Origin of the sequence: Haladaptatus sp. R4 (assembly GCF_001625445.1) — an archaeon.
In the GTDB taxonomy this organism is placed as follows: Archaea; Halobacteriota; Halobacteria; order Halobacteriales; family Haladaptataceae; genus Haladaptatus.
Genome location: NZ_LWHG01000007.1, coordinates 1 through 26,524, shown reverse-complemented (window position 1 = coordinate 26,524; position 26,524 = coordinate 1). Strand labels below are relative to the sequence as shown.

Here is a 26,524-nt window from a genome sequence, read left to right as displayed (position 1 = left end):
CGGGCCTGACTGTCCCCTTTCGGGGATTTATTTGTGTGTTTACTCGTCTGTGGGACTGTCCCATTTCGGTGCTTCCATGGGGTTTCGTTTTTCACCTCGGAAACTGGCGCCTTCACGGAGGGATTTCTGTTTGTTTTCTTTCCCAGGACTGTCCCATTTCGCGTATTGTTGCTCGGGCTATTTTCTCACCGTTCTCGGTGTCCTCGTGCCCGGCGGACTGTCCACTATATGCTGTGGGACCTCCCGGTACTCCTCCGTCCTGACGGCCGTCTCTCGCGCTTCTGTTGGGTGCCCATTTTTGCGCCCATCTGGGGTGCCATTTCACTCGTACTGTGGGGTGTTGTTTTCACTTCGGTTCAGAGGGTGCCGCCCTGCTCGACACTCCAGTATTTCCTATGCTTTTCTTCCTATCACATCCCGCACCTTTCTGCTATTGACCCCTCTTCTCGTTATTTTTTCTCCGATGTTGTTTCCCATGGCTTTCCTTCGGGAATCTCAAACCAACTTGGTACAATCGGAATATTATTGTTGTCTCACTCCGTTATCCTTGCTTGTGACCGGTTATGCCAGCTGACAATTCCATCACTGACGATACGTATCACGGGCCCAAAATGGAGACCATTAAGCGGAAGCTCGACCAGGGGAGCCAGCACCGCCGGAGCATCCTCGCGGCCTTCGCGAGCAGCGATGAAACCGAGTTGAATACATCCGTTCTTCGCGAGCGTGCCGACGTCCCGACAGGGAGCGCTAACCACCATTTGGTGACGCTGGAAGAGTGGGGATTAATCGAGGATACAGGAGAGCGCGAGTACCCCGCTGGGGGTGGCCGTCCGGCTCGGATCTGGCGACTGACCGAGTTCGCCGAGGAGTTCATCAAGCAGACAGACACGGCGCTGACGCCACCGCCAACCGCCGAGACAGCGGCGCGGGTTGGTGCTGTCGAGAATCGGCTCGAAACAGTCGAGAATCAGCTGGACGACCAGGAGAAAATCAAGAAGGCGCTTGTCCTGTTGGCGTCCCAAAGCGATGCAGTGAGTGACGAGAATGTCGCCGAAATGCGTGAGCTGCTCGGCGTGAATTAGCGAAGCGCGTCGATGATATCCTCGCCGCCTTTGTCGCTCTCGTCGGTGCTCTCCGCTTGCTGCTCTGCCTCCTGGTCGACGAGCATATCCAGCGGGATGTGGTCCCCGTCCTCCCGATAAACCAGTAAGTCCGCCGGCGTCTTCGCGTCCTCTTTGACCACGATGATGTCCAGCATGTCCGTGTCGTACTCGGGGATGATCGGCGCCTTGATTCCCCGATCGCCGCCCATCGGGTAGGCTGTCTCGTCCTCGAAGATGGCCTCCGCGCTCTCGAAGCGGGCGTGTTCCGTTCCCTTGTCGTCGCGAAGGACGTACTCGACGCTGCTCTCCTCGTACACCCAGACGTTATCCGAACTCCCGGGGCGAGTCATGGCGTCGCCGTCGATCGTGACGCCGCTCGTCAGTGTGTAAAAGCGCCGCTCGCCTTCGACTGGGTGGTTTTTGTGGCTCCCTTTCGGCTCCTGGAGCAGTGTCGTATGCACCCGCTTGGCCGTCTTTTCACGGGAAACGAGCAAGCACCGCCGGCCCTCATTCACCGCCTGCATGACGTTGCGGACTGTCTGCGAGGGTTGGCTATCCCCGGTTGTGTGCTCGCTTTCGATGTAGACGTCCTTCGTTCCAGCCAGGCGGTTGAGGAGCGGATGATACTCTCGGTACCGCGCGACGGCGTCAGCGATCTCCTCGTTGTCCGCGTTCTCAGGGATGGTGAGCGCGTCCTCGATGCTTGCGGTCGCGTCGGGCATGTCGCTGGTGTCCTGTGCCGGAATGTCGACGATGAACCCGAGTTGTGTGAGCGGCACGTAGGCATCTTCCATCGGCGCCCAGTGTTCGGCGCTCCCGTCGTTCTCGTTGTCCCCGACTTGCATGAAGCTCTTCGTAAGCACTTTGACGAACATGTCCCCGTCGCGTTCTTCGTGGGCGAGGTGCGTTTCGGGAATGCTCTTGAAGACGTGGCGCCATGCCTTTCCACTCGTTTCCAACCCGTTGCTCACCGCAAGGTACCGCTGGAGGCGGTCGAGACAGGCGGTTATCGGGACGAAACCCCCAGGGTTGCCGTCCCGAATGGAGGTGTCGAAGACGGCTTTCAGTGCCAAATCCCGCGTTCGCTCGTCGTTCGCGGTGTCGATCTCCGCGGCGGTGGTCGGCGTGGTGCCTTCCTGGAGGTCGCCGTAGGGAAGCTCGCGCTGAATCTCGGCGTCGGTGACTGGCGGGCTCCCATACCGTTCGAGGCTTCGGCGAATCACGTCCTCGGCATCGGCTTCCGACCGGAGCGGTGGATACGGCGCGAAGGTGTGAATCTTGAGTGGGTCGGAGTACTGCGTGCCGCCTTTGATGGGGATTTTCGTCCAAACCTGGTAGTTCTCGGTTTCCATAAGGTCTTCCTCTGTGTACCCTTTGAACAGCTTCGCGACGGGACGAGCGTCTTCGTCGTTCGGCAGCCGGAAGATCACGCGATTGTTACAGTTTGCTTTCACGGCGCTCAACACACCGACTTCGTTCAGTTGTTCCGGATACTGGCAGGCGATCGTCACCGAGAGGCGCATCGACCGGGCGCGTGAGAGCATGTTCTTCACGTCGAGGTTGTTACTGGCGATGGCGTCGAACTCGTCGAAGATAGCGAAAAACGGCTCGTTGTCGTCGTTTTCAAAAGATCGGTCCTGGACGGCACTCCAAATCGGCCGCATGACCCCGAGCGTGATCATCTGTTTGACGTCCTGATTCGAGACGGGCGTGCGGACGATCACGATCTTGTTCTCGTTGATGATGTTCTGAAAGTCAATCGAACTCTCACGCTGGGCGATAATCCGGCGGATCACGCCGTTCTCAACCCAGTTTTTCACTCGCGACAGGAGGGGGCGAACGGCGTCGTCGTCCATCTCCGCAATCTCATTCACGAACTCCCTGATGTATGGGTCCTCGACCTCCTCGGCGAACTGTTCGCGGCGCTCCTGGTTCAGCAGCACAAAGTAGAAATCGATCACCGAGTAGTCTTTGTCCGATTTCATCATCGCGCGGCCCATACTCTCGGTAATCGCCCGCATTCGTGGGCCCCAATAGTCGTCGTTGTCGAGAATCGCTTTCAGATTTTCCAGGCGGTCCTCGATCTCCCGCTCCAGTTCGACCTGGCTATCCGTCTCGGGGATTTCGAGGAAGTTGATGCCGATGTTGCGCTCAAAGTCTTCGTCGCCGGGTTCAATCCAGACCACATCATCGAGGCGGTCCTCCGGGAGCAGCTGGAGGAGTTCCTTTGAGTCACGTGCCTTCGGGTCGAAGTAGACGAACCCGTGGCCGGCGTACGCTAACTGAACCATCCAGTTCAGGAGCTCGGTCGTCTTCCCGGCGCCGGTCGTGCCACACACCCAGTTGTGCTGAAAGAGCGAGCCGAACTCGACCGGGACCTCGCGAAAGCCTTCCTGGGCGCTGTCGTTGTAGCCAATCCACAGCGGCCCCTTAGGGCGGTCGCGTGACCCTTCGATCAGTTGGCGGACCTTCGGGCCGGCGACGACGTCGTTTTCCTCCGTGTGTGTGAGCACCTCGGCGCCGCCGATTCGATCGTTCCCGGTTGGCGTAATCTGATACGGCTCACCCGTCGGTGTGCGAAGCTCATCGGAGATCTCGTCCTCGCGATCGGTGTTCTGGGCGTGTGTGTCGTCGTCTTCATCGTCGGGCTCGTCGCCGCCGAATAGGTTGTTGAACATCGTGAATCACCAAGCCCCGGCGTCGGACTTGCACCGACGTGATGGCGTGAACCATCCGGGAAACGGGGGATCGCCGTCGCTGTTACTCTTCGCGTTGACTGTCGGCCGGCACTTCGCCGCCACGTTGGGCGTAACGCCAGTCGATTTTCGGCGTTTCAATCTCCTTGTTCGGAATATGCGCGGCCCCAGCGAGTTCGTTCACCGAGAGGATCATCTCACGGTCCTCCCACTCGCGAGTGTGAAGTTTCTCGATGAACGCGGGACGATCGCTGGCCGGGACAGGCGCGTCGGTGAAGCCCTGTTCGGTCATCGTGTTGTAGTAGCGCGTGAACATCCCCGCCACGCCTCGGGCCCGTGATTCGGCTTCGTACTTGTCGGGCGAGGCGGCGAGGATCCGCATGTTGGTGTGGAACCCGTACTGTCCCCGCTGCATTTCGACGATATCCGCCGCTTCGCGGTCTTTCTTACTCGCGTCACGAGTGCGGGGGTTCAGCCACCCGACGACCTGGTCCGATCGAAGCCCTTCGGCGACGTCGTCGACGCCTTCGTCCCGGGACAGGAGGCCGCCGTTGCCTTCCGTCCAGTCGTTCTTTGCCGGGCGAAAGACGACCTGGACAACCACTCGCGTTTCCGGCGTCGTGAGCATCTCGCTCGTCACTTCGCCGTATGGGTCCCGCTCGAAGCCTTCGCCCTGATGGTTGCGAATCGGGTAGTAGTAGTGGCGGTTCAAGTCGAGTTCCGCGCCCGCCACGTAGTCGTCAGGGCGGATCTGTGGGAACGCATCGCCACCTTCCACCTGAAACACCTGGGTGTTCGAATAGCTGTTTGCGACGCGCCGGCGGAACTTGTCGGCGGCGTCCTCGTCGGCGGCGTGCATGTAGAACTTCAGCTTCTCCTCGTCGTACCACAGTTCGAAGGAGTGGTGCTGGCTGATGTTCTTGTCCCGAAATCCCTTCGTCCGAACGTCGTGAAGCGATTGGAGCATCGCGGCACCGTCGACAATCCCCTGGTTGTCTTTGTAGGGCCGAATGCCGAGCAACACGCCCGGCGTCTCGTCGACGGTTTGGGTGTACGACTCGCCGAGTTGTGTTGCAGTGTAGTCGCCCGTCTCCTCGTCACTGCCGAACAACCCCATTAGATGTCACCCCATTCGTCCGCGACGTACTCCTCGAAGGGACCGTGTTCACTGGATTTGTAGCTGTAGATGATATGCTCGAATGGAGAGGCCCGTTCTTGGGCGTGCATCCACCCTTCGACGTCCGCATAATCGACGAGGTAGTCGGAGTATCCGACATCGTCCTCTCCGCGTTTGGCTTGGGAAGTAATGAAGTTCAGTTGCTCGTCGTTCATCCCGAAGCGCTGCTTGGCGTCCTCTTCTTCCAGTCGGTCTGTGTAGAAGAACTCGGTTGTTGGAACTTGGCCGAGGATGGCACGTTTCGCCTCTTGCATATCCGTGTCATCGGCACTTGCGAAGTCTGCCGGGCGGTGGGAGAGGAACCACAGTCCGGCGTTGAAGTGCCGCCAGTGGCGTGCTGACTGTTGAAGCCACGATAGGATTTCCTTCGATTGGAAGAGGTAGTGCGCTTCGTCAATGACGAAGAGGGTCTTACTCGGGGCACGTTTCACTGCTTGGTAGACCTGCCCGAGCATGAGCTGAAGTGTTGTTGCCTTGTCTGCCGCTTCACCAATGCCCTGGATTTGCTGCAAGTCGAGATACGACACTTCTCCGGGGCGGATGTGTGCCTCGGATTCCCCGACGAGCGCGTCGTGTTCACCGCCCTCTTTGAAGCCACTGAGCCGTCGGAGAAGTGGGCCGGCGTTCTCTTTTATCTGTGCCTTCTCGAGTTCTGAATCGACGTACTCGCCCGGATTCTCGCCCATGTCGTTGACGACCTCTCGAAAGTCGGCCATGGTCGGACTGTTCTCGGGTTTGTGCGTCGTGACATCCTCTTTCATCACCCCTGCCTGTTCGTAGGTATTGTTCAGTGCGTCAGAGACGAGTGGGGCGAAATCGCCCTCCTCATCACCAATCATGTCGAGAATGAAGTTGCGCGCTTCAGAGAACTTCATCGCGTAAGGGTCAAGATTCCCTGACGCTTCCAGTGCCCTTTCCGGTGTTTCCTCAATGTGAAGCGGATTGATCGTCTGGGAGCCGTCAAGAGTGATGTGCTCACCGTTCAGTAGGTCCATGAGACTCCCGAACTCGCCCATCGTGTCACAGAGGATCAGCGTGCGGTTCTCGTCAGCCAAATACCAGCGAACCGCTTGCTTACCGACGTGGTACGATTTGCCGCTCCCAGAGTTCCCGATCGTCAACCGATGGCCCGGCGCAACCGAGAATTGATCTTTGACGATTTCACTGCCGTTCTGGACGTTTCGACCTTGTTCGACGCCGCCCTCCTCGTCGATGTACGCCGAAACGGGTGGGAAGGCCGCCGCGACTGTTCCCGACAACGTGAGCGAATAGCGCTCGCGCGTTGAGACGTCGGCGAATTTGTCCCGCCCGTTCGGTGAGCAGGATTCGAATAGCTCGGCCTGGCGCTGTTCCGGGGCCAGCACCGTCAGGTGAGCGGGTGCGCTTTCGAGCGTGTCCCGGACCTTGTTGCAATCGTCTTCGAGTGCCCGGTGTTTCGCGATATCCAGCGTAAGATCCTCTTCTGTCGCCAGCCCCTCCTCGATTCGTTCCTCGGCTTTGTCGAGCGCTTGGCGCGTTCCTGCGCGAACCGTCACGTACCCGCTCAAGTCCCACGGTTGGGCCTGGGTGTGGTGGAGGAGTTTGTACATCTTCACGTACGGGTCGAGGTCGTCCTCGACGAGAATCGCCGACACGTCGCTCACGTCTTTGCGCTCGTCGATGTTCGCGTCAATCTCCCCGATCGTGTCCTTCAATTCCAGCTCGGTCATGCGCTTGTCCCGCTCGCGAACGTCCAAACAGACGTCCACATCCACGCCTCGCATGGTGTAGATCTGCTCCAGGAACTTCTCTCGGGGCTCGACCGGCCAATCAGCAATCCAGTAGGTCCGACAGTACTGTTGGCCCGTTCGCACGTAGCCGTCGCGGGCGTCAAACGTCTGTGGCGCGAGGAGTTCCTGAATGCGGTCATGCGCCAGGCCGGCGCCGTCATCGCCGTTCGTGAGCGGGGCGAGTAAGCCTTCACGAACCTGCGCAAGGAACGATGTGTCTTCGTCGGCATCCTCATCCACGTGCGTACTCGTTGCGACTGGTTGCGAGACAGTGCCGCCGTCGGTCGTCGCTTCCACCGTCGCGACATCCGCCACACCTGTCCGTGGCGTGTCGGTTTCGTCTACCGCTTCCGGGCGCGGACTGTCGCCCTTCTCGGCGGTGTGGGGCCATACCGCGGCATCGATATCTTTCGTCACCCGCTCGGTGTCGAAGGAGTGCTCCGTCCCGCTCCAGTAGCGCCCCAAGAGGAGCGCATGCTCGGCGGGACCGACGTGGGTCGTCTCACACCCGTCGGTGCTCCCGAACGCCCGGCAGAGGCGAGACAGGCGCGTTTTCACTTCCCGCTGCATCCGTCGCCGCTTCGCCTCCCACTGTTCATCGTCGCCACCGAATAGCAACGAGCGGATCTCACCGTCGTCGGTCATATCCGACACGGCAACTTCGTCCGGGCGGACTTCGACGACGAGATAGTGCTGCCATTCCCGCGCGTCGAAGCGCGGGAAGTCGGTGTTCTCGGTCCACTGAATGACGCTCCGTAACAGTTCGCGGGCCAGTTTCCATTCCTCGCCGGCGTACTCCGAGGAATAGAGCTTCGCGCGGTACTTGTCGGTGACGTCCCGCGGGTCGAGTTCCAGCGCCGAGCTGAACAGCCGGAAACTGAAATCGCTCACGTGCTGGTCGAGTTCGGTCCGAACCCGGCCAATCATTTCCCGTGCCTCGCTGTCTTTCTGCATCGCCGTGTTGCGGCCCGAAATGCGGGCTATCGCGACGAGACGGCCATCCTCCATTTCGGCGGTGCCGTCAGCGTGAATCCGTTTCACACCGTGGACAGTCGCCGCTTCGTCACCCGTCTTTGGCAGGCGACGGCTGGCTTTCAGCTGAGCGAGCGGGGCTTTGATCCGGTCCAATCCCGAGGTGTACTCGTCCGAAGAGATCGCGAGCCCAAAGGCACCAAGCCCACCCAGAGCACCGATTCCGGCGCCCACTGCAGAGGGGGCAAGTGGGGCGCCGAACAGGGCGGCGAGGCCACTAACGCCCATCAGACCGGCGCCCGGCGCGCCGTAGAGCATGTCGTTCACTTTGAACCCGTGAAAGTCGAGGCCGGAATCGACATAGGGCGGGACGAGTTGCGTCGGATCTTTCGGCGCGTCTTCGTTGGTTGTCATAGGTAAGGCCCGTTTCCCAGCCTTGCACTGGGAGGGCGGCGTGAACCGAAACGGGGTTATTCGTCGTGCTGTTCTGCATACCACCGAGCCACATTCGCAGCCATCAAGCGGGACTTTCCGATCCCGGTCTGACCATGCGTGATCCGGTGGTAGCCGTCGTCTTCTGCCAGTTCGAACGGGTCGGCAGTGGTATCATCTGTCATCGTTGATCACTCGTATCGCTGGAGGATGTTGCGCCCCCGATTGAGTTCGTAATCGGCGCGTTCCTGTTCTTCGCGGGCAGCTTGGGCGTCGATCCCACCATCGGCATTCAGCGCATTGTCTACCGAGTGGTAGTTCACCGTCTCATCGTCTGCCGACGTGCCGGTGCTAAACGTCGAGTTCTTCGACTGCTCCCAACTCGAATCGTCGCCGCGGTAATCCTGGTACTTTTCATGGACCGCGTGGCCGACGCGTTCGCCGGCTTTGTCGACGTATTCGCCCGCCTTGCGCTGGTTCGCCGCGGAGGTGCCAAGGGCGACCGACGCCGCATCGTTCGCGTGCGCGAGCATCTCCTTCGGGAAAATGAGCAAGGCGAAGACGAGCCCGCCAACGACGAGCGTGAACGTCTCCAACACGCCGAGTGCGCTTGATGTCCAGGGCAGATCGGCGAGCAACCGAAGGACGAGTGCTTGAAAGAGCTTCGTGATGATCACGACGCCGAAGAGATGGACGAAGGTGTCGCCGATGCTCTTCAGGAACCCGGAGAAGGACCGACACGCCCAGGCGAGTGGCCACAGGAACACGCACACATAGATGAGCGCGCGCTCAAGACCGAGGACGAGAATCCCGACCGCGATCGTCCCCGATTGTATCAATCCGAGGAGCGCACCGACACCAATCCCGACACCCAGTTTCGCGAGTTTCGAGTTCGTCTGAATGAACTCGGCGCCATCAGGAGCGACCGACACCGCCGTCTCATTCGCGAGGTGGAGGATAAGCGGGGGAATGATCCAGGTCGTCGCGACCATGAGAAACGCGATACCGACACTCTTCCAGGCCTGGCGCTTCTCGTACGGGTCCGAACGGTAGAACGACATGCCGAACCCGCCCATGAGCGCCACGGCAGCGAGGCCGGACGTCCATCGAGAAGCCTTGTACACACCCGGCCACAGCCCATTCTGTGGATTCACCCACGTACTCGGCTTGTCTGCTTGCCCGGGCGCAGGCACTGCAGCGACGCTATCGCGAACCATATTCGCGATGCCCTTCCCGATGCCGAGGAAGATCCCGGCGATCGCTTTGAGCTGCCCCTTCGCCATATCGACCGGGTTGATCGAGGGGACCAGCCCGCCGCTTCCACCGCCGAGGATGTCGTCGACAATGCCACCGCCGTCGTCGTTGCCATTCCCGCCGGTTGTCGAGTTGTTCCCGCTCGTCGTCGTTGTCGTTGTGGCCGTCGTTGTCGTCGTGTTAGCCGGTGGCGACGTTTGACCTGGCAGACCGATCCAGTGGTTCTGCTCGGTGGTTGAGTTGTTCGCCGCGGCTGATTGAGCACCGACGGGTGTGGCGAGTAGTACGACTATCGCGACGAGACAGAGCGCCGGCAGCCAGCTGGTGTTACGGTTCCGTATCATGGTCAAAAGAGTGAGCCAGGTGGCTCACATGATGTTCCCGAAATTCACGCACGAGAGCGTACTCACACCCGCTTTGTCGATTACGACCGCGAACAGCGGGAAGAACCACGCGCCACAGAACGTGATAATCGCCCCCTTGAGCGCTTCACGGCCCTCTTTCTTCTTGTCCGACCGGGCGCTTCCCATCTTGTTCACGGCGAGCGCACCGCGGAACGCCGAGAGGAGGATCATCCCGATCGTGATCATCCCGAACGCGAGCGTGATCACAGGACCGAGCCCCGATGAACACATGACGTCGCTCGCTTCCTGGGTGGCTTGGGCTGCTACTGGCGCCGAGAAGACCGAGGTTACCGTGATGATGCCAGCACCCTGACGAATATAGCGATCGGGGATGGTGTTCCACTTCTCGTTAACTATGCGTTCCTGGGAACGATACGTCTCAGCCGCCCGATTGAGAGCGTTCAAGAGCGGTTCGCTGACGAATTCCAACCCAATTCTTTCGGTGTCTTTGGACATAATACAATAAGGAATATATCATATTACCACATATAGGTTACGGACACAGTGGGTTAGTTATAGTTTACGGTCTCACCCATAGTGTCCGTAAACCTATTAACAGGGGAGACGAGAATATTTTTCAGGACTGTTAACAAACCCACTAATATGGTTACTCTCACAGAGGTCGACAAGGAGATTATTGCAATACTACGCGACGGACGGGCGACGCAGTCCTATATCGTAGATGAAACAGGGCGCTCCCGACAGTATATCCATAATCGACTGGGAATCTTGGCGGCTGCAGAGATTGTGGAAAACATTCATCCAAAGACCGCACTATACGAATTAATAGACGACCCCCTCAAAGGAGAAGAAAACGGAGTGTAAGAGACCATGCAAATTCCGCCACTATCGATCAAACCGCGAAACGAATCTGCGCGAGAAGCAGTGCGTCGACACTTGGCGATACTCGTCGGCCTTCTGAAGGTCGTTGTCGTCGGCAGCATCATCCAGATCGTTGTCCTCGGAACCACGGGCGTTATCGCGATGTACGGTCTCGGCTGGAAGGGTGCAAACGGTGGCTTTCTGGTGATTCTCTCGTGGTTCCTTGCGGCGTATTTCATCAAGCTATACGGACGGAGCATCTTCCCTGTAAATGCCGATCAGTTTACCCGAGTCTGAAACCCAAACTGATCACGCGATCTTTTCGCCGTCGAGATACACATTCTTGAGCGTCGCCCCTCCGTTCCGAATGACACGGGCCTTTGTCGCATTCCACCCAGGTGTGTTGATCACAAAGTCTTGTACAGTTGCCTGACCAACGCCGTCGTCGACGACGAGTGCCTTCATTGGCGCGTCCTTGATCGTCACTTGTACATTTTTCACCATCGCTTTCTGGACGGCGTGCTGAATCGTAAGCGACCACCCGGTCGGGTTCTTCTGGATGATTTTCGTATTTGAGACCGTACAGGTGCCATCATCGACGCGGATCGGGCGTTGCTCGTAGTAGAACTCCTCTCCAAACGAGCGATCGGTTACCACTACACAGTTGTGGATTCGTGAGTTGTCGCCGCCGATGCGGATATTGGACGCCTGACTGTTCGCCGCAATACAGTTCATGACCTCGACCGTCCCATCGCCCGTTTCAGGATCGCCACCGATCACGTAGATACCGTTGTCCGGCCACCCGCCGAATAATGAGCTCTCGACACGAAGGAATCCCTGCGCCCTCGGATGCATCGTGATCCCCGACGTCGCCCACGAACGGCCAGCGTACGGACCACCGTCATACGTGTTCCGCGTGTTGATCGTTTTCTGGTAGGTGAGCCCACCAAAGCGAAAATCAACGTTACTCACGCGGGCTCGGGCTTTCTCAGTCGCCGGGTTGACTCGAAGCGGTCCCTGGCATCCGAGCGAATGTATTCCGACCTGGCGAAGGGAGTGAATCTCCGACGTCCCCGCTGTATGGTGATTCAACACCTGTATCCCCTGATTGTCCCCGCGCCAATCGAGGGTAAATCCGCCGAACAAGAACTTCCCCCGATGTGGGTTGTCGGGAATGCCGATTTTGAAGTGCTGAGCGGGGCCGTGGAACTCACCCGCCGAGACGTCGAAGCCTTTGATCGCGTCGACGCGCCCGTGAACAAGCGTCGCGTTCTGCCCAATGATACCGATATTCCGAAGACCGACGCGCCGAACCTGGCTGTTCATCTTGTAGCGGCCGGGCGGGAAGTAGAGGAGCGTATCACTCCCAATTTCCCGCTGGATCACAGGCGAGACGTCCTCATCCCCAGTGGGATCTGCGCCTGCCTTCGCCATGTTCACCACATTATGGAACTCACCTCGCCAATGTCGTGGATCGATCGATCCGAAATTACCACTCGTTGCGTTCGTGCTGTTGTTTGTCGGGCCTGCAGGCGGCACACCTCCACCACTTGCGCCTGTTGGGAGGAGACAGCCCGATAGTGCTGTCGCTCCAACACATGCACTAGCAGCGAGAAACGCCCGTCTACTATGCAATTCGCGGTTACCTGTGGTATCGGTTGGAGGTGGTGTCATAGTGAATCACTCGTGGTTCAGTGCAGGCGTTTTTTCTAGATAATATTATTATACTAATATGGATAAGTTTTTCGTTGGTTATTTGGTTTATTTATAGTAAGGATATAATGTCTGCGTTAGTGTACAGGTGTAACAAATCTACCTAGCCGACATCAGGTGTTACTGGGGTTATTGCCCAATGTGGACATACTCCCACCGCTGTCGCCCATGGACATGCCACAGCCTGCGAGGCTGGTGCTGAGGCCGAGGGGGGCTGTTGCTTTCAGATAACTTCGTCGATTTATACGTAAATACTACTCCGTTAATTTACCTATCCTATAATTGGGATTCAACTAGGATAAAACTTGGGACTCCACTAGTAGGTCAGTGGCCGAAAACGAGCGATACAGCGGCTATTGGGTGAGTATCAGTTGGTGCAGTGTAATGGTTAACAGCAACCTACTCTCCCCCACTCTTGCGAGCGAGGGGTTTCAGGCAGACGAGTCTGGCCTGTTCCACGTGCCTGTATCGTTCAACGGGAACCAACTCATCTCCGCGGCCTCTCGTACTGAGTGGTGTGCGTCACTTGGGTGCCGAGAGCGCGTTTCGAGTCTGACAGGCGTGTGGTCGCCCGCAAACTGCCGCTTGTTCCGGTTGTCCCGGGCATCGGCGCGGGCAAGCTCCGTGTGACCGTGGTTCTCGACGGAGAAACGCCGTCAATCTGGCCAATGTCTTACCAGTGGTCGCTGGAGCAGGCCGGTGGCCGTCTTGCTTGCCACATAGAGTCTTCAATTCCCAGAGAATATAGTCCTTTTTATTAGGCAAATATGTGAGAAATGTGCCGGATAAGATCACGAGCGATTACGTGCGCGAGGTACCGGGCAGAAGGTCCCAGACTTGATCTGTAGCAACATACGCACCAGCCTGCTCTGCAATGTATCCTTCAGCAAGGGCTTCGGCTATCGCGTCGTCCAGATTGCTGTCAAAGCGACCATGGTGACGTACAATCACGCCAATATGATTGCGGTCAATGGTCTCACGATTCGGGCCGCCCGTGTTGTACTCGACAATCCCTCATACCTACAGATAGAGACTGAACATAAATAAAGCGACGCGAAACAGGCGGTTATCTTGGGGAGAGAATACAGATCAACTAGCAAGTAGATTCGCCATCAGCCGTTGAATCTACTTGAGACAGAAACTACGCCTGAGAAGTTATATTACGTCCCCCTCGTCACTGATTAGACTCCTACCTAATTCGAGCATTCGTTCACCGTTCCGGGTCGTCCGAATATGAATGCTCTTCTCAAATCTCTGTTTATCGATTAAGCCCTGACTGTATAAGGGCTCAATTATTTTCCTATTTACAAGCGGATAGATTTTCTCAGGATCTTCAGCATTACTGGTTTCAACCGCAGAAAAATCATTCTCAAGTAAAAATCCCCCAATCTCTTTGATGATTACGCCCTTAATCCCTGAACCTGGCTGGTTATCAGATATATATGCGAGAACCTGAATGAATTCGTAATCCGGTTCCGTGACGGGGTATGCAGGAAGGTCCACCATTTCTTTCATTCCATAACTAACCGCATCGCTGTCCCCCATTCTCCCTTCTGCTGTTTCCCTACTTCCGTATCCTTCCGGCCGCACGTACATTGGATCAGCTTCGGTAAACATGCAGGCCATCATACCGGCAATTGCGGTTATTTTCGAACCTGATGAAACATTAACGATAACATCCGCATTCGGCTCAATCCTACGAATACAGGTCATGAAGGCCTTAAGCGCGTCTATTGGGTCGAATATATCACAGTCAAAATTCTCGATTTCTATGCTTTCTTCTTCGAGTTTTTCTTCAACACGTTCTTGACAGCGGTTCGCCCTACTATCTCCTTCGTTTCCAGTATGGGTGAGAAGAATCACCTTTTCTGCATTAAGACCGATTGCTGGACAATAGATTCGCTCATCTTCGTAGCCTTGAGGGGCGATGTAAATCCGTTCGGAATAGGAAGCAGTCATATAGTTAACCAGTTTGCGAAGGACTAAGTACATTGTGGTGAATAGTTGGCTCAAGAAGCCAGAGGAACCGATCTAGTCTGAGATTCAACCGGTATAATCGACAAGATCCGTTCAATCTTTTTTATACTCTAAATCAATCAAATCAAGCAAATCGAAAAATTCAAATTAAATTGGTAAGAGATGTTACCATTTAATACGCGCGCCCGTATATTGAGAAACATGTGATTGACTAATGAATAGAAGTTGGGGAAGTGAATTAGGGGCAACACCGTGGGCGCGGTGGTGCCCAACCCTGCACATTGAGCGTACAGGTTTCCGCAAACCTCTCTTTGAGAATAGAGTCGGCACCATATATTTGCTTCGATGTTCAGGCGAAATAAATCGCAGTAATTTACGGAAGTTATGTCGAGAACGCAACTAACGAACGAATTTGAACAGTACACGAAGACTACCGCCGAATCACTGGGGGTGGGTCGATAGATGGCGATCCCCGAGAGTAAGTTCGGCGATTGGAACAGCACAGGAGCAGACAAAGGATCGGCTGATGCACGCAAGAAGGTGAAGACTGCGCTCATGACCGAGCGGTCACCGCTCGAACAAGGCGATGAAGAATACGAGGTATACCTGCAAGGGTCGTACAGAAATACGACTCATACACGGTCATCAAGTGACATCGACGTAGTTACGAAAATCACCAGCGTGTGGCATTCCGACCGCAGCAATCTCACCGATGAAGAAGAGGAGCGTTATCAGGACGATCATGGTGATCCTGACTACGGCCGTGAGGATTTCTACGACGACGTTCGGCGGGCACTCCAAACGAAGTTCAACCCGTCTGCTGTGAGCCGAGGGAATAAAGCGATTAAAATCGATGAAGAAGAGACCTCACAACTCGACGTCGATGTTGATGTAGTCGCGTGCGGCGAATATCGTGTCTACCATACGTATCCTGAAGGTGGCAACGAAGATGCGGAATACGACGAAGGGATGCACTTTATGCCACTCTACGGCACCGACCGCATCATCAATTTCCCTAAGCTCCACCATGAGAACGGTTGCGATAAACACTCGAACTACAAGGAGACAGTCCGGATCTTCAAAAACGCGCGGGACTACTACAACGACCACTGGGACTCGCTATGGTCGATTGATGCGCCGTCATACTTCATCGAGTGCCTGATCTACAATGTCCCTCAGCGCATCCTCAAGCGGTCAAACATGAGTGACCGGTTCATTGAGGTCCTCGACCATTTGGACGATGACGAGATAGACCTGACGACGTTTGATCAGGTTTCGGAAATGGAACCGATATTCGGGGACAACAACACGCAGTGGAACACCGACTCCGCCGAGACAATGATTGCACGTCTGCATCGGATGTGGGAGGACTGGTAGCGGATGCACAGTTTCTCTACCGACCAACCACGCCGATACTACCACTACATGCTCATGGGTGCATTGGCGATGGGAGCACTCTGGCTTGGACAAGCAGTGCTGGGTGTTCTCGGTATCGTCTCGTTCGGGGGTGCCGCAACAATCATCTACACCCTGTTCACGAGGTTTCTCTGGCGATGGTCGTGGGTGCGAAAGATAGCGCGGGTCAAAGTCCCGGATCTTCGCGGGGAATGGGAAGGGTACCTGTACACATCGGCAGATTCCGACGAGATTAAAGATGAGTTGATCCTCAATGAGGGAGAGCAGAAAGACGATCTCACGAAGATGGAAGCCTCGGTGACGATTGAGCAGACGTGGGATAAAGTAGAGGTGACGCTTGACGGCCCCGAGTCACAGTCACATAGCGAGGGAGCGACCATCACGGTCAATGAGAAAGCGTGGCCGACAATCACGTACAACTACCTGAATGAGGGGACTGCCACGAATGGGGATCTCAATATGCACTATGGGACGACATCCTTAGAGTACGACGAAGACGCGAACAAGCTGGAGGGTCCGTACTATAATCGTCCCGACCAACGCGACAGCCAAGGGTACTTGGAACTCTACCGAAAGGACGAGTAATCCGAGCCGTAGTCATCCCTTCTTGAACTGAATAAAAATAGCAGTCAGGACGCTCCCATTGTTTTTTCACATCTTGTTCTATTTGGCACTGTCTATATAAGGGAAACCCGACGACAGCGGTACGATTGCGAAGAGTGTTTTGTCCGATGATTCAAAATTTCTCTCAAAGTATTTTTATCCGCCCACCGCTGAAATATCCATTTATCCATAAAGTGCCAAAATTAAAAATTATATAACCAACACATTCAAGTGACATCCCAAGAACACCCACCTATGCGATCAAATGACAGAATTAAAATGGTGATCTAACGATTGCGAATCGAACTAACACTAAAAGCCCTCTCAGACGCGGGTTACGACCCCGCAGCCCACCATAAGATCCGTGGCCGAATCTGGCGTGGCCTCGAGGGAAACAAAGAATATACTGACCTTCACGACACAAGCCACGGTATTGGATTCGCGTTCTCGAACATCTTCCCCTGGGGAATGATCGAAGAGGGTGACCAACGGTACATTCGGATTGCCTCACCTCGTCGGGATATTTTAGATGACCTGATCGCGCATTTCGGGCGGAACCGTAAGTTCGAAGTCGGTCAAATGCGGTTCAAAATCGCAGACATTACCGCTCACGCTCCGCAAGTAGGGGAAGCAGGCTCAACCGGTCGCATCGACACAGGGACGGGCGTGTTTTGTGCACTTAATCGGCGGTTAGCCAAGGAACACGGTCTCGACACCTCAAAGATGGACGCCGGAGAGTCAGAGACCAAACTGTTCTGGCGGCCAGAGCATGGGATGGAACCTTTGCAGGCCACAATCCGCCGGTCGATCCAACAGACTCACGAACAGTTCGGAGATGAGTATTACGACGGCCCCACCGAGGTTGACGACCCCTTGTTCAACCGAATTGAGCCGATCAAGGACGATGTCACCTACTCCATTCAGTTCCAGCCCGCCACGGCTGTCGACCGAACGGTCATTCTGTCGAAGTGGCGGCTAGGCTACCGAGTTCGGGATGACACCCATCGATATCACCTGAACTTGGCACTGGATTCAGGAATCGGTCAGCGACGAGAACACGGGTTCGGGTTCCTCAACCTCCGTGAACAGAATCCACCTCGAGCCAACACCACATGAACAAGAGACCAATTCCTGAAGACTTCCAGAACGCGCTGGATGAATACTGGCACGCCCGCCCGCCGGCAAGTCTGGAGGATGTCATGGCCTTGTACGGCATCCTGGCCGTCGCCGAAAGCGGTGGCAGTCTTTATACGACACCCAGCAAACTCCAGCCGTTTGTTGATGACGGTCGTCTAGTGACGATTTCGTTGGATCTGACGGGGGACGCACCAGAAATAGCCGACTTGAGTCAAGATGTCCTCCGTAAGGAAGATATCCCAAAACTTGGCTACTCGCACAAATCGTCCGGTCGGGGAGCGAAGTATAGTTTGACCCAGATCGGTTCGAAAAACGGAAACGACGCCAAGGGAGTCAGTAACACGATCCTGGGTCGAATCCGATCGTGGACCGGCCAAGATAGCATTCAGAGCCTTATTGGTGAAGCTGGCCATCCAGATGGATGGCTCATTGAGATGCTCGCGGAGGTCTTTGAAAAGGACTCCGAGACTCTAACGTCCTTACAGTCCAAAATTATTGATCTTCTGCCATCCGATGAATCCATTCCCTATGTCGTAACAGTCCGAATGAAACTCAATGCCGAAAACTTAGAATCGATTGATACGACTGATCAGGAGTGGTTCTATCCAGCGGAAATCACCGTTCTCAAAGAGGCGATGAAGCGGTATGCTACCGCAAACGCCGCAAACAAGAATATCGACAAGGGAGCCTCCGAAGGGCAGGGCACAGACGTGGTTTCGGGAGGAGAAGGCCGTGTGGTCGGTACACCTGAAAGTCCGCTCGGGATTTTTTCCGTGAAGCATCCCGATTCCCAGCCAGGGCTTCGAAAGACCGAATCTTGGCGGAATTACCCGATCAGTGACGACGTAGCTATGCTGTTCGCTAAAGGCCAGGACCTGATCGAACGATGCGTCTACCGAAACGGTGGGATGGAAACGTACGTCCTCCCGTACTTCGCTGGTGAGATGACGGGGCTAAAAGCCGATGCTCTCTATCGAGCCATCGATTCGGTCGACAGAGGTCGCCAAATCGATGAATCGGCAGATCCACCGATGGCGCAAGTTACGTTCAACCTCACCGAGAACGAAAATCCGGCCATTCGAGAGTTAGCCAAGCAAGAACTCCGCTTCTACACGATTAGCATGCCGATTAGCGATGATAAGAATATCATCGCTGAAGAACCGGCTGCGACAGTCTACTGGCCGACCGAACTGGCAGAGGCACTCCGAAAGACAATCGACGGCCCGACGCTGAGCCCAGCCAACGGTGGCTTCGAACAGTTCAACAATTGGCCGCTACTCACCCTCGATACGGATACGACGCGAGCACGTCGACTGGCGTTTGCTCGAATTACGAATCACGAATTTACGGACGCGGTGTTCGCCTACCGTGACGAGGAGGGCGACGACTTTCGACGTGTTGTTGACCATCGGCTTCTCTCCGGAACGCCACTAGACGTGAAAACGCTCTTTGAGGAGTATCTCCAGCGATATGACAACGCTTCGGAAGGCAGCGACAGTCCACCAGTGCAAATCGTCGCCCAGCAGCTCGTCCACCTAGAAACACTCTCGCGAGCGGGGTTGCTCAAAGGAATCGACGTCCCAATTGAACACACTGACACTATGACGAACACAGAACCCATGATTGACACGAGTAACATTGCAGCGATCCGTGAACACCGTCTCGACGCGTTTCTCGACCGTCCGCTGTTCGACGATAAGACACGAAAGGCAGCAGCACTGGCGGGCGTTCTGGTTGGACAGATTAGCTGGCACCAGGATTCCGTTCGAGGAGTTGGCCGCCCGCTCGACGCCGGGACGAAGGGCGATCAACTCACGAAGCACGGCTTGGAGAACGCACTAACTGCAGCACTGGAGAAGGCCAAAGTCTATGCACAGGATTCAAACCGGTCGTTCGATCGTGACCTGCTCTTCCCAGAAACAGTTGACCGACTGTTAGATGAAACCGAGACGATGCCCACTGACTGGGAAATCGACAAACGCGAACTCCAGTTTTGTTATGTCCTGGGACACGCTCATGGTCGACGATCAATGCCAGTCGCATTCCAAATGCACGAAGGCGACGAGGCAAAGAATGACAAAACTGCTACTGCGGAAAGTACTGCCAAGTAATAACCGTCCATCGACATACCAATGACAACACTCAACCGCTCCGAACTGCTGTTCGTGTACGACGCGCAGGACTGCAATCCCAATGGCAACCCCATTGGCGATAACCGACCCCGACGTGATCCGGATACTGGTCAGGGGATTATCACTGACGTTCGTCTCAAACGCTACCTTCGGGATCAGCTTCTGGATGACGGCTATGACATCTACGTCAAGAAGGTCAACGGCGAGTCGAAAACCCGTACTACCCTGATCAAGGACGTCTTAGACTTGGTTGGCGATGCTGAAGAGATCGAAGAGATCGAAGATCTCGGCTCCGACTTTCTCCAAGCTGCGACCGATGTCCGCTACTTCGGGGCAACGCTCAGCTTCGAATCCAGCGATGATGAGGAAGACGAGGCCTTCCGAACAGGGCTGAACGATGTCTTGCCAAATCATTATCAGGGCCCGGTCCAGTTCCTTCCCTCAAAATCACTGAATGAAGTCGAGGAAAATGAAGAATACGACTCACTTACGAGTGTTATTTCCACGGGAGAGGAAAACCGACAAGGAGGATTCGACTTGGATGACAAGCGAATTAAATACGGAATTTTTCCGTTCTGGGGTCTTGTCGACAACAACGGAGCTGAGTCGACCCAACTGAGCCAGGAAGATATCGAACGCCTCGACACACTCTGCTGGCGCGCTCTGAAAAATCAAACCACTTCACGCTCGAAGTTGGGTCAAGAACCTCGCCTGTACCTCCGCGTCGAATATGAGAACGGGAATTATCACATTGGTGGCCTCCATGAGATGCTCGACCTCGCCAACGAGAGCGCTGAGTCGCCCCGTTCGGTGAATGATGTGATCGTCGATGCATCGGATCTAGTTGATGGATTGAACGCCGCTAGTGATCGGATCAAAACGATTCACATCGTCGGCGATGATCGCCTAACAGTCGAAATCGAGAACGAGACGATGCAAGGCGATGCATTCGCCGACTATCTCGAGTCAGATGGCCACGATGTGCACCGGATCGACGTGCTCGAAGAACGGGACTTGGCGGCTGCAAGTCAAACGTGAGCCAGCAGATGTCGCCACAGATTGACGCCGACAGCGTTCCAGATCGCTGTCTCTCATTCACCGTTCGGTCCTCCTGGGGTCATTTCAAGCGCGTCGGCAGAAGCGTTACCAAACAAACCTATCGAATACCACCGCGGACGACCATCGCTGGCATGTTGGCAGCCATCGTAGGCGCCGACCGGGACTCATATTATGACGTCTTCGGAGCCGACAATGCCGCCATCGCGATCACACCGTTGTCTGATCTACGAACAATCAACATTCCGACGGTCGGAGTCGGCACTGACCCCGGACAAGACGTCACGACGAAAGTCGGGAACTACTATAGCACCTACAACCTGACGTACCAAGATACAACGAAGGACCGACAACTCCATGCATACGAAGTTCTGGCTGACCCGGCCTACCGAATCGACGTCGCACTGGAGGATGAAGCATTCTACACCGACCTTCGAGAGCACCTCACGTCAGGCACCTCTGTGTATCCACCCAGCCTTGGAAAGTCCGAATATCTAGCGACTATCGAAGATGTTCGATCGGGGCAATCCCCAGGCAGGATCGAGAATGACACCACGATTGATGTCGATTCGATTGTCCCTGGGTCGCTCTCGGATGCGATTCCACAAGGAGGAGTTACCTACGGCATTGAGCGATCCCCAGCAGTGATGGAACAGGATGGCGGAGGCCGTCGAACAACGAGATTCGACGACTATGTCTACACTCAACAGGCCGAGAACTCAGTTCGGATCAAAGCTGATGCAGATCCCGCGCCGGTTTCCGTCGGCTCACGAACCGTCGTGTTTCGCTAACTACATCCTCTAATCAACTTTCCATGCATCCACCGCTCATTTCACACCCAATACGAGACGAAAAAACAAACACGTACACTGAAGACCAGTTGACAGAGCGTGGGGATCTGCGGCTCACTGCTCACAACCAGGTTGTTGCAGATCGAGCGATTCGCCTGCTCGGTGAAAACGGGGCGGTTGCCACGTATCTTCGTGCAGCGGCTGTCCTCCATGATTTCGGCAAGGCAACTCCACAGTTTCAGTCCTACGTACGGCCTGAAGAAACTCCTGACTGTCCCCGCGAGGAGACAACACACGCACGCCTCGGCGCATTGGCTACATGGTACGTGCTAGGCGAGCTGAATGCCCCTGACCGAGACCGACTCGCAGCGACCTTAGCAGTTGCTCGTCATCACCAAGCCCTTCCTAATGCTGCGCAGTACACTGCTGAACCACTTGCCCGGGCGTTCGAAGAACAAGACGGGGTAATCCAGGCTCAAATGGATGGACTCAACGAGATGTGGCCGACGGCAGCAACAGAGCTGCTCGCACAGACACCACTGTCAGAGCCGGACTGGAACGCGTTCCGTTCGTGGGTAATGTCCGGAGAAGTAGCGTCAGAACTCCGGGAAGTGAGCGCGCGAAAAACGTTGGAGGGCCACACACCAACTTCTGCATCTCTTCCCCAGAAGCTCTACGATCGAACCATTCGATATTGGTCGGCCATCACGCTAGCCGATAAGAGCCACGCGATGGATATCCCCGAAAATTGGATATTCGATCTGAACACCCTTGACCGGGAAGCGATCGAGAACTACATTGCAGACATACGAAACGAGCCGCCCGAACCCACCCTCGAAGCGCGCCTGAACGACGAGCGTGAACGGGCTCGCAGACAAACCATTCAGGGGGTGCACGAGTGGCTGGTCAGTCCGGACTCACGAATCGCGACACTCACTCTTCCGACAGGGTTGGGAAAAACGTTCACCGGACTGTCGGCAGCCTTCGAGGCAAGAGATTTGCTCTCGGACTGCGACAGCGCTGAGACACCGAGACCGATCATCTACGCCCTTCCGTATACGAGTATCATCGAACAGACTCGGGCTCTCTTCGAGGATCCAGACCTGTGGGGCGCTGACCCAAAACAATCGGCTCTGACGGTACATCACTATCTCAGTGAAACGATTGTCCGCCACGACGAGTACGAGGAAACCGACACGACGGATACTGACGATGAAACCGCCGAATTACTCGGAGAAGCATGGCGTGATGGAACGATACTCACGACGTTCGTCCAATTATTCGAAAGCCTCGCTGGACCAACCAACAGACAAGGACTGAAACTATCGGCCCTCAAATCAAGCATCATCATTCTGGACGAACCCCAAGCACTACCGAAAGACTGGTGGGACGGGATTGAGCGGTTGCTGGATATCATGACCGATGAATACGACGCCCACATCATTGCGATGACTGCGACCCAACCGAATCTAGTCAGAAATCTTCAAACAGAGTCGCTATTGGCTGCTGGCCAGAATCATGATGGAGCCAACTGCCAATTCTGCCAGAAAGGCCCATCATATGAAACAGTCCTCTCGCCAATATCCCAGGAGACCTATTTTGCGGAAGCAGAGCGCGTCCAATACACGATTGATCCAACAGCTCTGAGCCGCCAAGTTGGCCTCCAGGAAACACACGTCGGATACGATACAGCTGTCGATCGCATTCTCAAAGCAACCAACGGTAATGCATCGACATTAGCTATTTGCAACACCATCAGTAGCTCAAGAAAACTCACAGAAGTCCTCGAAGACCGTCCCAACGTAACTCATCTCGGGAGCAAAATCGAAGCGGTCCTTGAAGAATACAATTTAGATGCAACCAATCCAGCTCTAACTCCTACGGAGATCGTCGACCAGGTACTAACACGTAGCACCCAATCTACTGGGAACTCCACATCAGAGATCAATCCGGTCAGCTCGAAACGAGCAAGACGGTCATCAGCGAACTCTGAGATTTACCTCCTGACACTGAATTCGCGGTATCGTCCCTTTGATCGGCGAGTTCTAATTGAACTCGCCGACCGCCTGTCAACAGGGGAAAAGTCGTTCGTTCTCGTTTCAACCCAAGCCATCGAGGCGGGCGTTGATCTCAGTTTCGAAACTGTCTTCCGTGATATCGCTCCGCTGGACAGTATTGTTCAGGCAGCAGGTCGGTGCAATCGGTCATACGAATGGGGCGAAAATGGCGGTCGAGTAATTGTCTGGATGCTGGCTGCTCCGGATGAAGAAACCCCACAGAACCCCTCTACGGAACCGCCGGCCTACTACGTCTATGAGAAAGGAGCGACTGACGCGGGGATTCCGGGACACCTTAGGATCATTTCGAACGTTCTCGCAGAGATACCGAATCATACCGATGCAGCCGATGTGGCGCTGTCTCGAGACGCCGTAGCCTCCTATTTCAGGGCACTTGATGAAAAGTCACTGTGGAATGGTGACCTCCGAGAAGCGGTTGATAATGCGAAGGCCCGCTGGCTTGGGCGCCAATCCCTGATCGGCGGAATCCAAACGCTGGATGTCCTAGTCGCACTGACAGAGGCCGACAGGGTTGAAATCGAGCGAATCTCTGATCTCCTTGTGAATGGGGATTCAGTTGGCTATGACCGTCTCCAAAATGCCTCTGGAATCCGTGTGTCGCTGCCAAAATCGATTATCGAAGACGCACCGCGGTTATCCCGAATCGATAACCAAGAGCGCGATAGTGATGGTGTTCAGGTCTTCCGATATTCTGGTGGTAGCGAGCTCAAATATGATCTTGCCACGGGGGGGTTAAAACCAATAACAGATCCTGTCTCGGCTCGGTTTACACGGTGAGTTGGGGCCCCTCTCTGAGTGAGGAGAAGAGTAATGAACGTCCTCTAAGAAACTCATATTGAATGACATTCAATAAACAAACCCCTCAAGTGAGGTGTCGGTTCTTGTGACTACAGACAGACCGGTTGCAGAATACGTTAGAGACGAACGGCGTCCAGCGAATGAACCAAAGGTCAGGATTACTGGCCTCATGGTGCAGTATTACCACGTTTGTAAACGAGAACTTTGGTTCATGTCTCGAGGAATCGACATAGACCGAGAGACAACCAACATCCAACGTGGAACTCACATCGACGATACCAGTTATCAGAACGCACGTAAGTCATTCATGATTGACAACCGAATCCAACTCGATGTTCTAGACTCGGGTGACGTGATGGAGGTCAAAGTCTCTTCTACACTGGAGAAGCCGGCGCGGATGCAGTTACTGTTCTATCTATGGTACCTGAGAGAGATTCATGGGGTCGAGAGAGATGGAGTCCTAGCATATCCCACGGAACGAAAGCGAGAGTCAATCACACTAGACAATTCAGCTACAGATCAGGTCGAATCGACTGTTGGCGGAATCCTGGATGTGGTAAGCCGGGATCAACCCCCAGAATTAGAGAAGAAACCATACTGCGATTCCTGCCTGTATCAGGATCTCTGTTGGATGTAATCATGCCCAAACCAAACCATCATATCTTCGCCGACGGTGAACTTTCACGAAATGAAGGGACATTGCGAATCGATACGCTAGAGGGAAAGACCGAATACCTCCCTATCGAATCCGTAGACTCGCTGTATCTTCACGGACAACTCGATTTTAACACCCGGGCACTAGGACTTCTAAATGAGCACAACGTCCCGCTGCACGTGTTCGGCTGGAAAGACTACTATCGAGGCACCTATTTGCCAAAGCGCGGTCAGGTGTCCGGTAATACAGTGGTCGAACAAGTTCGAGCATACGATGACCCGGCGCGCCGGCTCCGGATCGGACAGAGTATCATCGAAGCAAGCATTCACAATATGCGAGGAAATATCCGGTATTACGATGGCCGACGGGGGAAATTTTCGAACACCGTCACTAAACTTGAAGAATTGAAACAATCCGTCTCGACAACCACAGATATTAACGAACTCCGATCAGTCGAGGGGAACGCACGGAAAAAGTATTATGAGTGCTTTGATCAAATTCTTCGTGATCCATTTACACTGACTCGACGAGAATACAACCCTCCAACAAATGAAGCGAATGCTGGAATTTCATTCCTGAATGGGATGGTCTATACTACCTGTGTCTCCGCAATTCGGAAAACGGCTCTCGATCCGACGATCGGATTCGTTCATGAGCCTGGTGAGCGGCGATTCACGCTCTCGCTTGACATCGCAGATATATTCAAACCAATCCTGGCGGATCGGCTGCTCTTCCGGCTGGTGAATCGACAACAGTTATCGATCAATGATTTCGAAGACGAACTCAACGGCTGTTTGCTAAACGAGAATGGACGAATGATCGTCCTTGAGGAGTTCGAAGAAATGCTCGACGAGACCATCGATCATCCCCGTTTGAACCGGAAAGTGAGTTTCAAAACGCTAGTGCAAACTGATGTCTACAGTTTGAAAAAGCATATCTTGACTGATGAACCGTACCACGCAACGGCCCGGTGGTGGTGAGATGCAAGTGATCGTCGTATACGATGTCCCTGCCGAGAGAACACACATCTTCCGAAAATTGTTGCGCAGGCGGCTAGAGCACCTTCAGCAGTCAGTGTTTTTTGGAAAGCTCACGGACGGTCAGGTTACCGCTATGAAAAACGAAATCGAGGACAAGTTAGAGCCAAATGATTCGGTTGTTATCTTTGAGTCCACAAATCCCGCCGCATTCAACTTCACTACGTATGGTTCGAGTGAGGAACCAGGTAGTCGGTTCACTTGAGAGGGGGTTGATCCGCTGTGATTCTAAATTTCCATCGACCCCAAGGGGTTGAGAAGGAATTGGAGGTCGATGGAAATTTCTTTGTGAAACCAGCGTCAATACGCTCTCACCCGTCCAAAATACGGCGGGTTTCAGACGAACCCATGAGGGTTTGAAGGAACGCGATCTGGCTGGACGAACCCTCTCACTATGGCGGTTTCAGACGAACCCATGAGGGTTTGAAGGAAACCTCATTGAAGCAGGGTATCCCAATGACTAGTTTCAGACGAACCCATGAGGGTTTGAAGGGACGCGACG

At 54.9% G+C, this 26,524-nt stretch carries 21 protein-coding genes; 13 read left to right on the top strand and 8 right to left on the bottom strand.

What is annotated here, in order from left to right; translation table 11 throughout:
• Nucleotides 1-563 precede the first annotated feature (563 nt).
• Nucleotides 564-1,082, top strand: coding sequence for a helix-turn-helix domain-containing protein (locus A4G99_RS03125; RefSeq protein ID WP_066139338.1), 519 nt, complete (start codon nucleotides 564-566; stop codon nucleotides 1,080-1,082).
• Here A4G99_RS03125 and A4G99_RS03120 read toward each other — a convergent pair.
• The 6 genes from A4G99_RS03120 to A4G99_RS25015 form a co-directional block, all read right to left on the bottom strand.
• Nucleotides 1,079-3,781, bottom strand: coding sequence for a type IV secretory system conjugative DNA transfer family protein (locus tag A4G99_RS03120; RefSeq protein ID WP_066139334.1), 2,703 nt, complete (start codon nucleotides 3,779-3,781; stop codon nucleotides 1,079-1,081). The two genes, A4G99_RS03125 and A4G99_RS03120, sit on opposite strands and share 4 nt — an antisense overlap.
• A gap of 82 nt (nucleotides 3,782-3,863) precedes the next feature.
• Nucleotides 3,864-4,916 (bottom strand): hypothetical protein, encoded by a 1,053-nt coding sequence (locus A4G99_RS03115; RefSeq protein ID WP_066139331.1) that lies wholly within the window; start codon nucleotides 4,914-4,916, stop codon nucleotides 3,864-3,866.
• On the bottom strand, nucleotides 4,916-8,131 hold the full coding sequence (locus A4G99_RS03110; protein ID WP_066139327.1) for a VirB4 family type IV secretion system protein: 3,216 nt from the start codon (nucleotides 8,129-8,131) through the stop codon (nucleotides 4,916-4,918). The genes A4G99_RS03115 and A4G99_RS03110 overlap by 1 nt, the downstream gene beginning before the upstream one ends.
• A 56-nt stretch (nucleotides 8,132-8,187) precedes the next feature.
• Nucleotides 8,188-8,334 carry a hypothetical protein gene (locus A4G99_RS25650; protein WP_190303672.1) on the bottom strand — a complete coding sequence of 49 codons (147 nt, stop codon included), beginning with the start codon at nucleotides 8,332-8,334 and terminating at the stop codon, nucleotides 8,188-8,190.
• A gap of 6 nt (nucleotides 8,335-8,340) precedes the next feature.
• On the bottom strand, nucleotides 8,341-9,747 hold the full coding sequence (locus A4G99_RS03105) for a hypothetical protein (protein ID WP_066139323.1): 1,407 nt from the start codon (nucleotides 9,745-9,747) through the stop codon (nucleotides 8,341-8,343).
• A 24-nt stretch (nucleotides 9,748-9,771) separates the two neighbouring features.
• Entirely contained in the window at nucleotides 9,772-10,038 is a 267-nt protein-coding gene (locus A4G99_RS25015) for a hypothetical protein (RefSeq protein WP_150123020.1), read from the bottom strand.
• Nucleotides 10,039-10,410: 372 nt separating this feature from the next.
• On the opposite strand from A4G99_RS25015, the gene A4G99_RS03095 reads away from it, so the two are divergent.
• The gene (locus A4G99_RS03095) at nucleotides 10,411-10,632 is read left to right on the top strand and encodes a hypothetical protein (protein ID WP_066139318.1); all 222 of its coding nucleotides are present in this window, start codon (nucleotides 10,411-10,413) and stop codon (nucleotides 10,630-10,632) included.
• Nucleotides 10,633-10,704: 72 nt separating this feature from the next.
• On the top strand, nucleotides 10,705-10,926 hold the full coding sequence (locus A4G99_RS03090; RefSeq protein ID WP_150123019.1) for a hypothetical protein: 222 nt from the start codon (nucleotides 10,705-10,707) through the stop codon (nucleotides 10,924-10,926).
• 12 nt (nucleotides 10,927-10,938) lie between these two features.
• On the opposite strand, the gene A4G99_RS03085 is transcribed toward A4G99_RS03090, so the two are convergent.
• Nucleotides 10,939-12,063 (bottom strand): hypothetical protein, encoded by a 1,125-nt coding sequence (locus A4G99_RS03085; RefSeq protein WP_223301675.1) that lies wholly within the window; start codon nucleotides 12,061-12,063, stop codon nucleotides 10,939-10,941.
• A gap of 1,434 nt (nucleotides 12,064-13,497) precedes the next feature.
• Nucleotides 13,498-14,301 (bottom strand): DUF6293 family protein, encoded by an 804-nt coding sequence (locus A4G99_RS03080; RefSeq protein ID WP_150123017.1) that lies wholly within the window; start codon nucleotides 14,299-14,301, stop codon nucleotides 13,498-13,500.
• Nucleotides 14,302-14,781: 480 nt separating this feature from the next.
• Here A4G99_RS03080 and A4G99_RS03075 point away from each other — a divergent pair, with 480 nt between their 5' ends.
• The 10 genes from A4G99_RS03075 (at nucleotide 14,782) to cas2 (ending at nucleotide 26,227) form a co-directional block, all read left to right on the top strand.
• Nucleotides 14,782-15,696, top strand: a complete 915-nt coding sequence (locus tag A4G99_RS03075; RefSeq protein ID WP_066139306.1) for a nucleotidyltransferase domain-containing protein — start codon at nucleotides 14,782-14,784, stop codon at nucleotides 15,694-15,696.
• A gap of 69 nt (nucleotides 15,697-15,765) precedes the next feature.
• Nucleotides 15,766-16,320 (top strand): hypothetical protein, encoded by a 555-nt coding sequence (locus A4G99_RS03070; protein WP_223301670.1) that lies wholly within the window; start codon nucleotides 15,766-15,768, stop codon nucleotides 16,318-16,320.
• A 312-nt stretch (nucleotides 16,321-16,632) separates the two neighbouring features.
• Entirely contained in the window at nucleotides 16,633-17,454 is an 822-nt protein-coding gene (locus A4G99_RS03065; protein ID WP_066139302.1) for a CRISPR-associated endoribonuclease Cas6, read from the top strand.
• The gene (gene cas8b, locus A4G99_RS03060) at nucleotides 17,451-19,586 is read left to right on the top strand and encodes a type I-B CRISPR-associated protein Cas8b/Csh1 (protein WP_223301669.1); all 2,136 of its coding nucleotides are present in this window, start codon (nucleotides 17,451-17,453) and stop codon (nucleotides 19,584-19,586) included. Before A4G99_RS03065 ends, cas8b begins: the two co-directional genes overlap by 4 nt.
• 21 nt (nucleotides 19,587-19,607) lie before the next feature.
• Nucleotides 19,608-20,645 (top strand): type I-B CRISPR-associated protein Cas7/Csh2, encoded by a 1,038-nt coding sequence (cas7b, locus tag A4G99_RS03055; RefSeq protein ID WP_066139299.1) that lies wholly within the window; start codon nucleotides 19,608-19,610, stop codon nucleotides 20,643-20,645.
• An 8-nt stretch (nucleotides 20,646-20,653) separates the two neighbouring features.
• Nucleotides 20,654-21,454: a type I-B CRISPR-associated protein Cas5b gene (cas5b, locus tag A4G99_RS03050; protein WP_066139421.1), complete on the top strand. Its 801-nt coding sequence runs from the start codon at nucleotides 20,654-20,656 to the stop codon at nucleotides 21,452-21,454.
• A 23-nt stretch (nucleotides 21,455-21,477) separates the two neighbouring features.
• The gene (locus tag A4G99_RS03045) at nucleotides 21,478-24,309 is read left to right on the top strand and encodes a CRISPR-associated endonuclease Cas3'' (protein ID WP_082837692.1); all 2,832 of its coding nucleotides are present in this window, start codon (nucleotides 21,478-21,480) and stop codon (nucleotides 24,307-24,309) included.
• A 190-nt stretch (nucleotides 24,310-24,499) separates the two neighbouring features.
• On the top strand, nucleotides 24,500-24,967 hold the full coding sequence (gene cas4, locus A4G99_RS03040; RefSeq protein ID WP_066139295.1) for a CRISPR-associated protein Cas4: 468 nt from the start codon (nucleotides 24,500-24,502) through the stop codon (nucleotides 24,965-24,967).
• Between the two features lie 2 nt (nucleotides 24,968-24,969).
• Nucleotides 24,970-25,965, top strand: a complete 996-nt coding sequence (gene cas1b, locus A4G99_RS03035; RefSeq protein ID WP_066139292.1) for a type I-B CRISPR-associated endonuclease Cas1b — start codon at nucleotides 24,970-24,972, stop codon at nucleotides 25,963-25,965.
• Nucleotides 25,931-26,227 (top strand): CRISPR-associated endonuclease Cas2, encoded by a 297-nt coding sequence (gene cas2, locus A4G99_RS03030; protein WP_342764443.1) that lies wholly within the window; start codon nucleotides 25,931-25,933, stop codon nucleotides 26,225-26,227. Before cas1b ends, cas2 begins: the two co-directional genes overlap by 35 nt.
• Nucleotides 26,228-26,524 lie beyond the last annotated feature (297 nt).

Coding starts and splice junctions, on each gene's coding strand:
- A4G99_RS03080 (WP_150123017.1), bottom strand. CDS start 14,301: ATGACTGCTTCCTATTCCGAACGGATTTACATCGCCCCTCAAGGCTAC.
- A4G99_RS03045 (WP_082837692.1), top strand. CDS start 21,478: ATGCATCCACCGCTCATTTCACACCCAATACGAGACGAAAAAACAAAC.
- A4G99_RS03105 (WP_066139323.1), bottom strand. CDS start 9,747: ATGATACGGAACCGTAACACCAGCTGGCTGCCGGCGCTCTGTCTCGTC.
- A4G99_RS03125 (WP_066139338.1), top strand. CDS start 564: ATGCCAGCTGACAATTCCATCACTGACGATACGTATCACGGGCCCAAA.
- A4G99_RS03095 (WP_066139318.1), top strand. CDS start 10,411: ATGGTTACTCTCACAGAGGTCGACAAGGAGATTATTGCAATACTACGC.
- A4G99_RS03075 (WP_066139306.1), top strand. CDS start 14,782: ATGGCGATCCCCGAGAGTAAGTTCGGCGATTGGAACAGCACAGGAGCA.
- A4G99_RS03120 (WP_066139334.1), bottom strand. CDS start 3,781: ATGTTCAACAACCTATTCGGCGGCGACGAGCCCGACGATGAAGACGAC.
- A4G99_RS03110 (WP_066139327.1), bottom strand. CDS start 8,131: ATGACAACCAACGAAGACGCGCCGAAAGATCCGACGCAACTCGTCCCG.
- A4G99_RS25650 (WP_190303672.1), bottom strand. CDS start 8,334: ATGACAGATGATACCACTGCCGACCCGTTCGAACTGGCAGAAGACGAC.
- cas2 (WP_342764443.1), top strand. CDS start 25,931: ATGAACCGTACCACGCAACGGCCCGGTGGTGGTGAGATGCAAGTGATC.
- A4G99_RS03070 (WP_223301670.1), top strand. CDS start 15,766: ATGGGAGCACTCTGGCTTGGACAAGCAGTGCTGGGTGTTCTCGGTATC.
- cas4 (WP_066139295.1), top strand. CDS start 24,500: ATGGTGCAGTATTACCACGTTTGTAAACGAGAACTTTGGTTCATGTCT.
- cas5b (WP_066139421.1), top strand. CDS start 20,654: ATGTCGCCACAGATTGACGCCGACAGCGTTCCAGATCGCTGTCTCTCA.
- A4G99_RS03115 (WP_066139331.1), bottom strand. CDS start 4,916: ATGGGGTTGTTCGGCAGTGACGAGGAGACGGGCGACTACACTGCAACA.
- A4G99_RS03085 (WP_223301675.1), bottom strand. CDS start 12,063: ATGGCGAAGGCAGGCGCAGATCCCACTGGGGATGAGGACGTCTCGCCT.
- cas7b (WP_066139299.1), top strand. CDS start 19,608: ATGACAACACTCAACCGCTCCGAACTGCTGTTCGTGTACGACGCGCAG.
- cas1b (WP_066139292.1), top strand. CDS start 24,970: ATGCCCAAACCAAACCATCATATCTTCGCCGACGGTGAACTTTCACGA.
- A4G99_RS25015 (WP_150123020.1), bottom strand. CDS start 10,038: ATGTGTTCATCGGGGCTCGGTCCTGTGATCACGCTCGCGTTCGGGATG.
- cas8b (WP_223301669.1), top strand. CDS start 17,451: ATGAACAAGAGACCAATTCCTGAAGACTTCCAGAACGCGCTGGATGAA.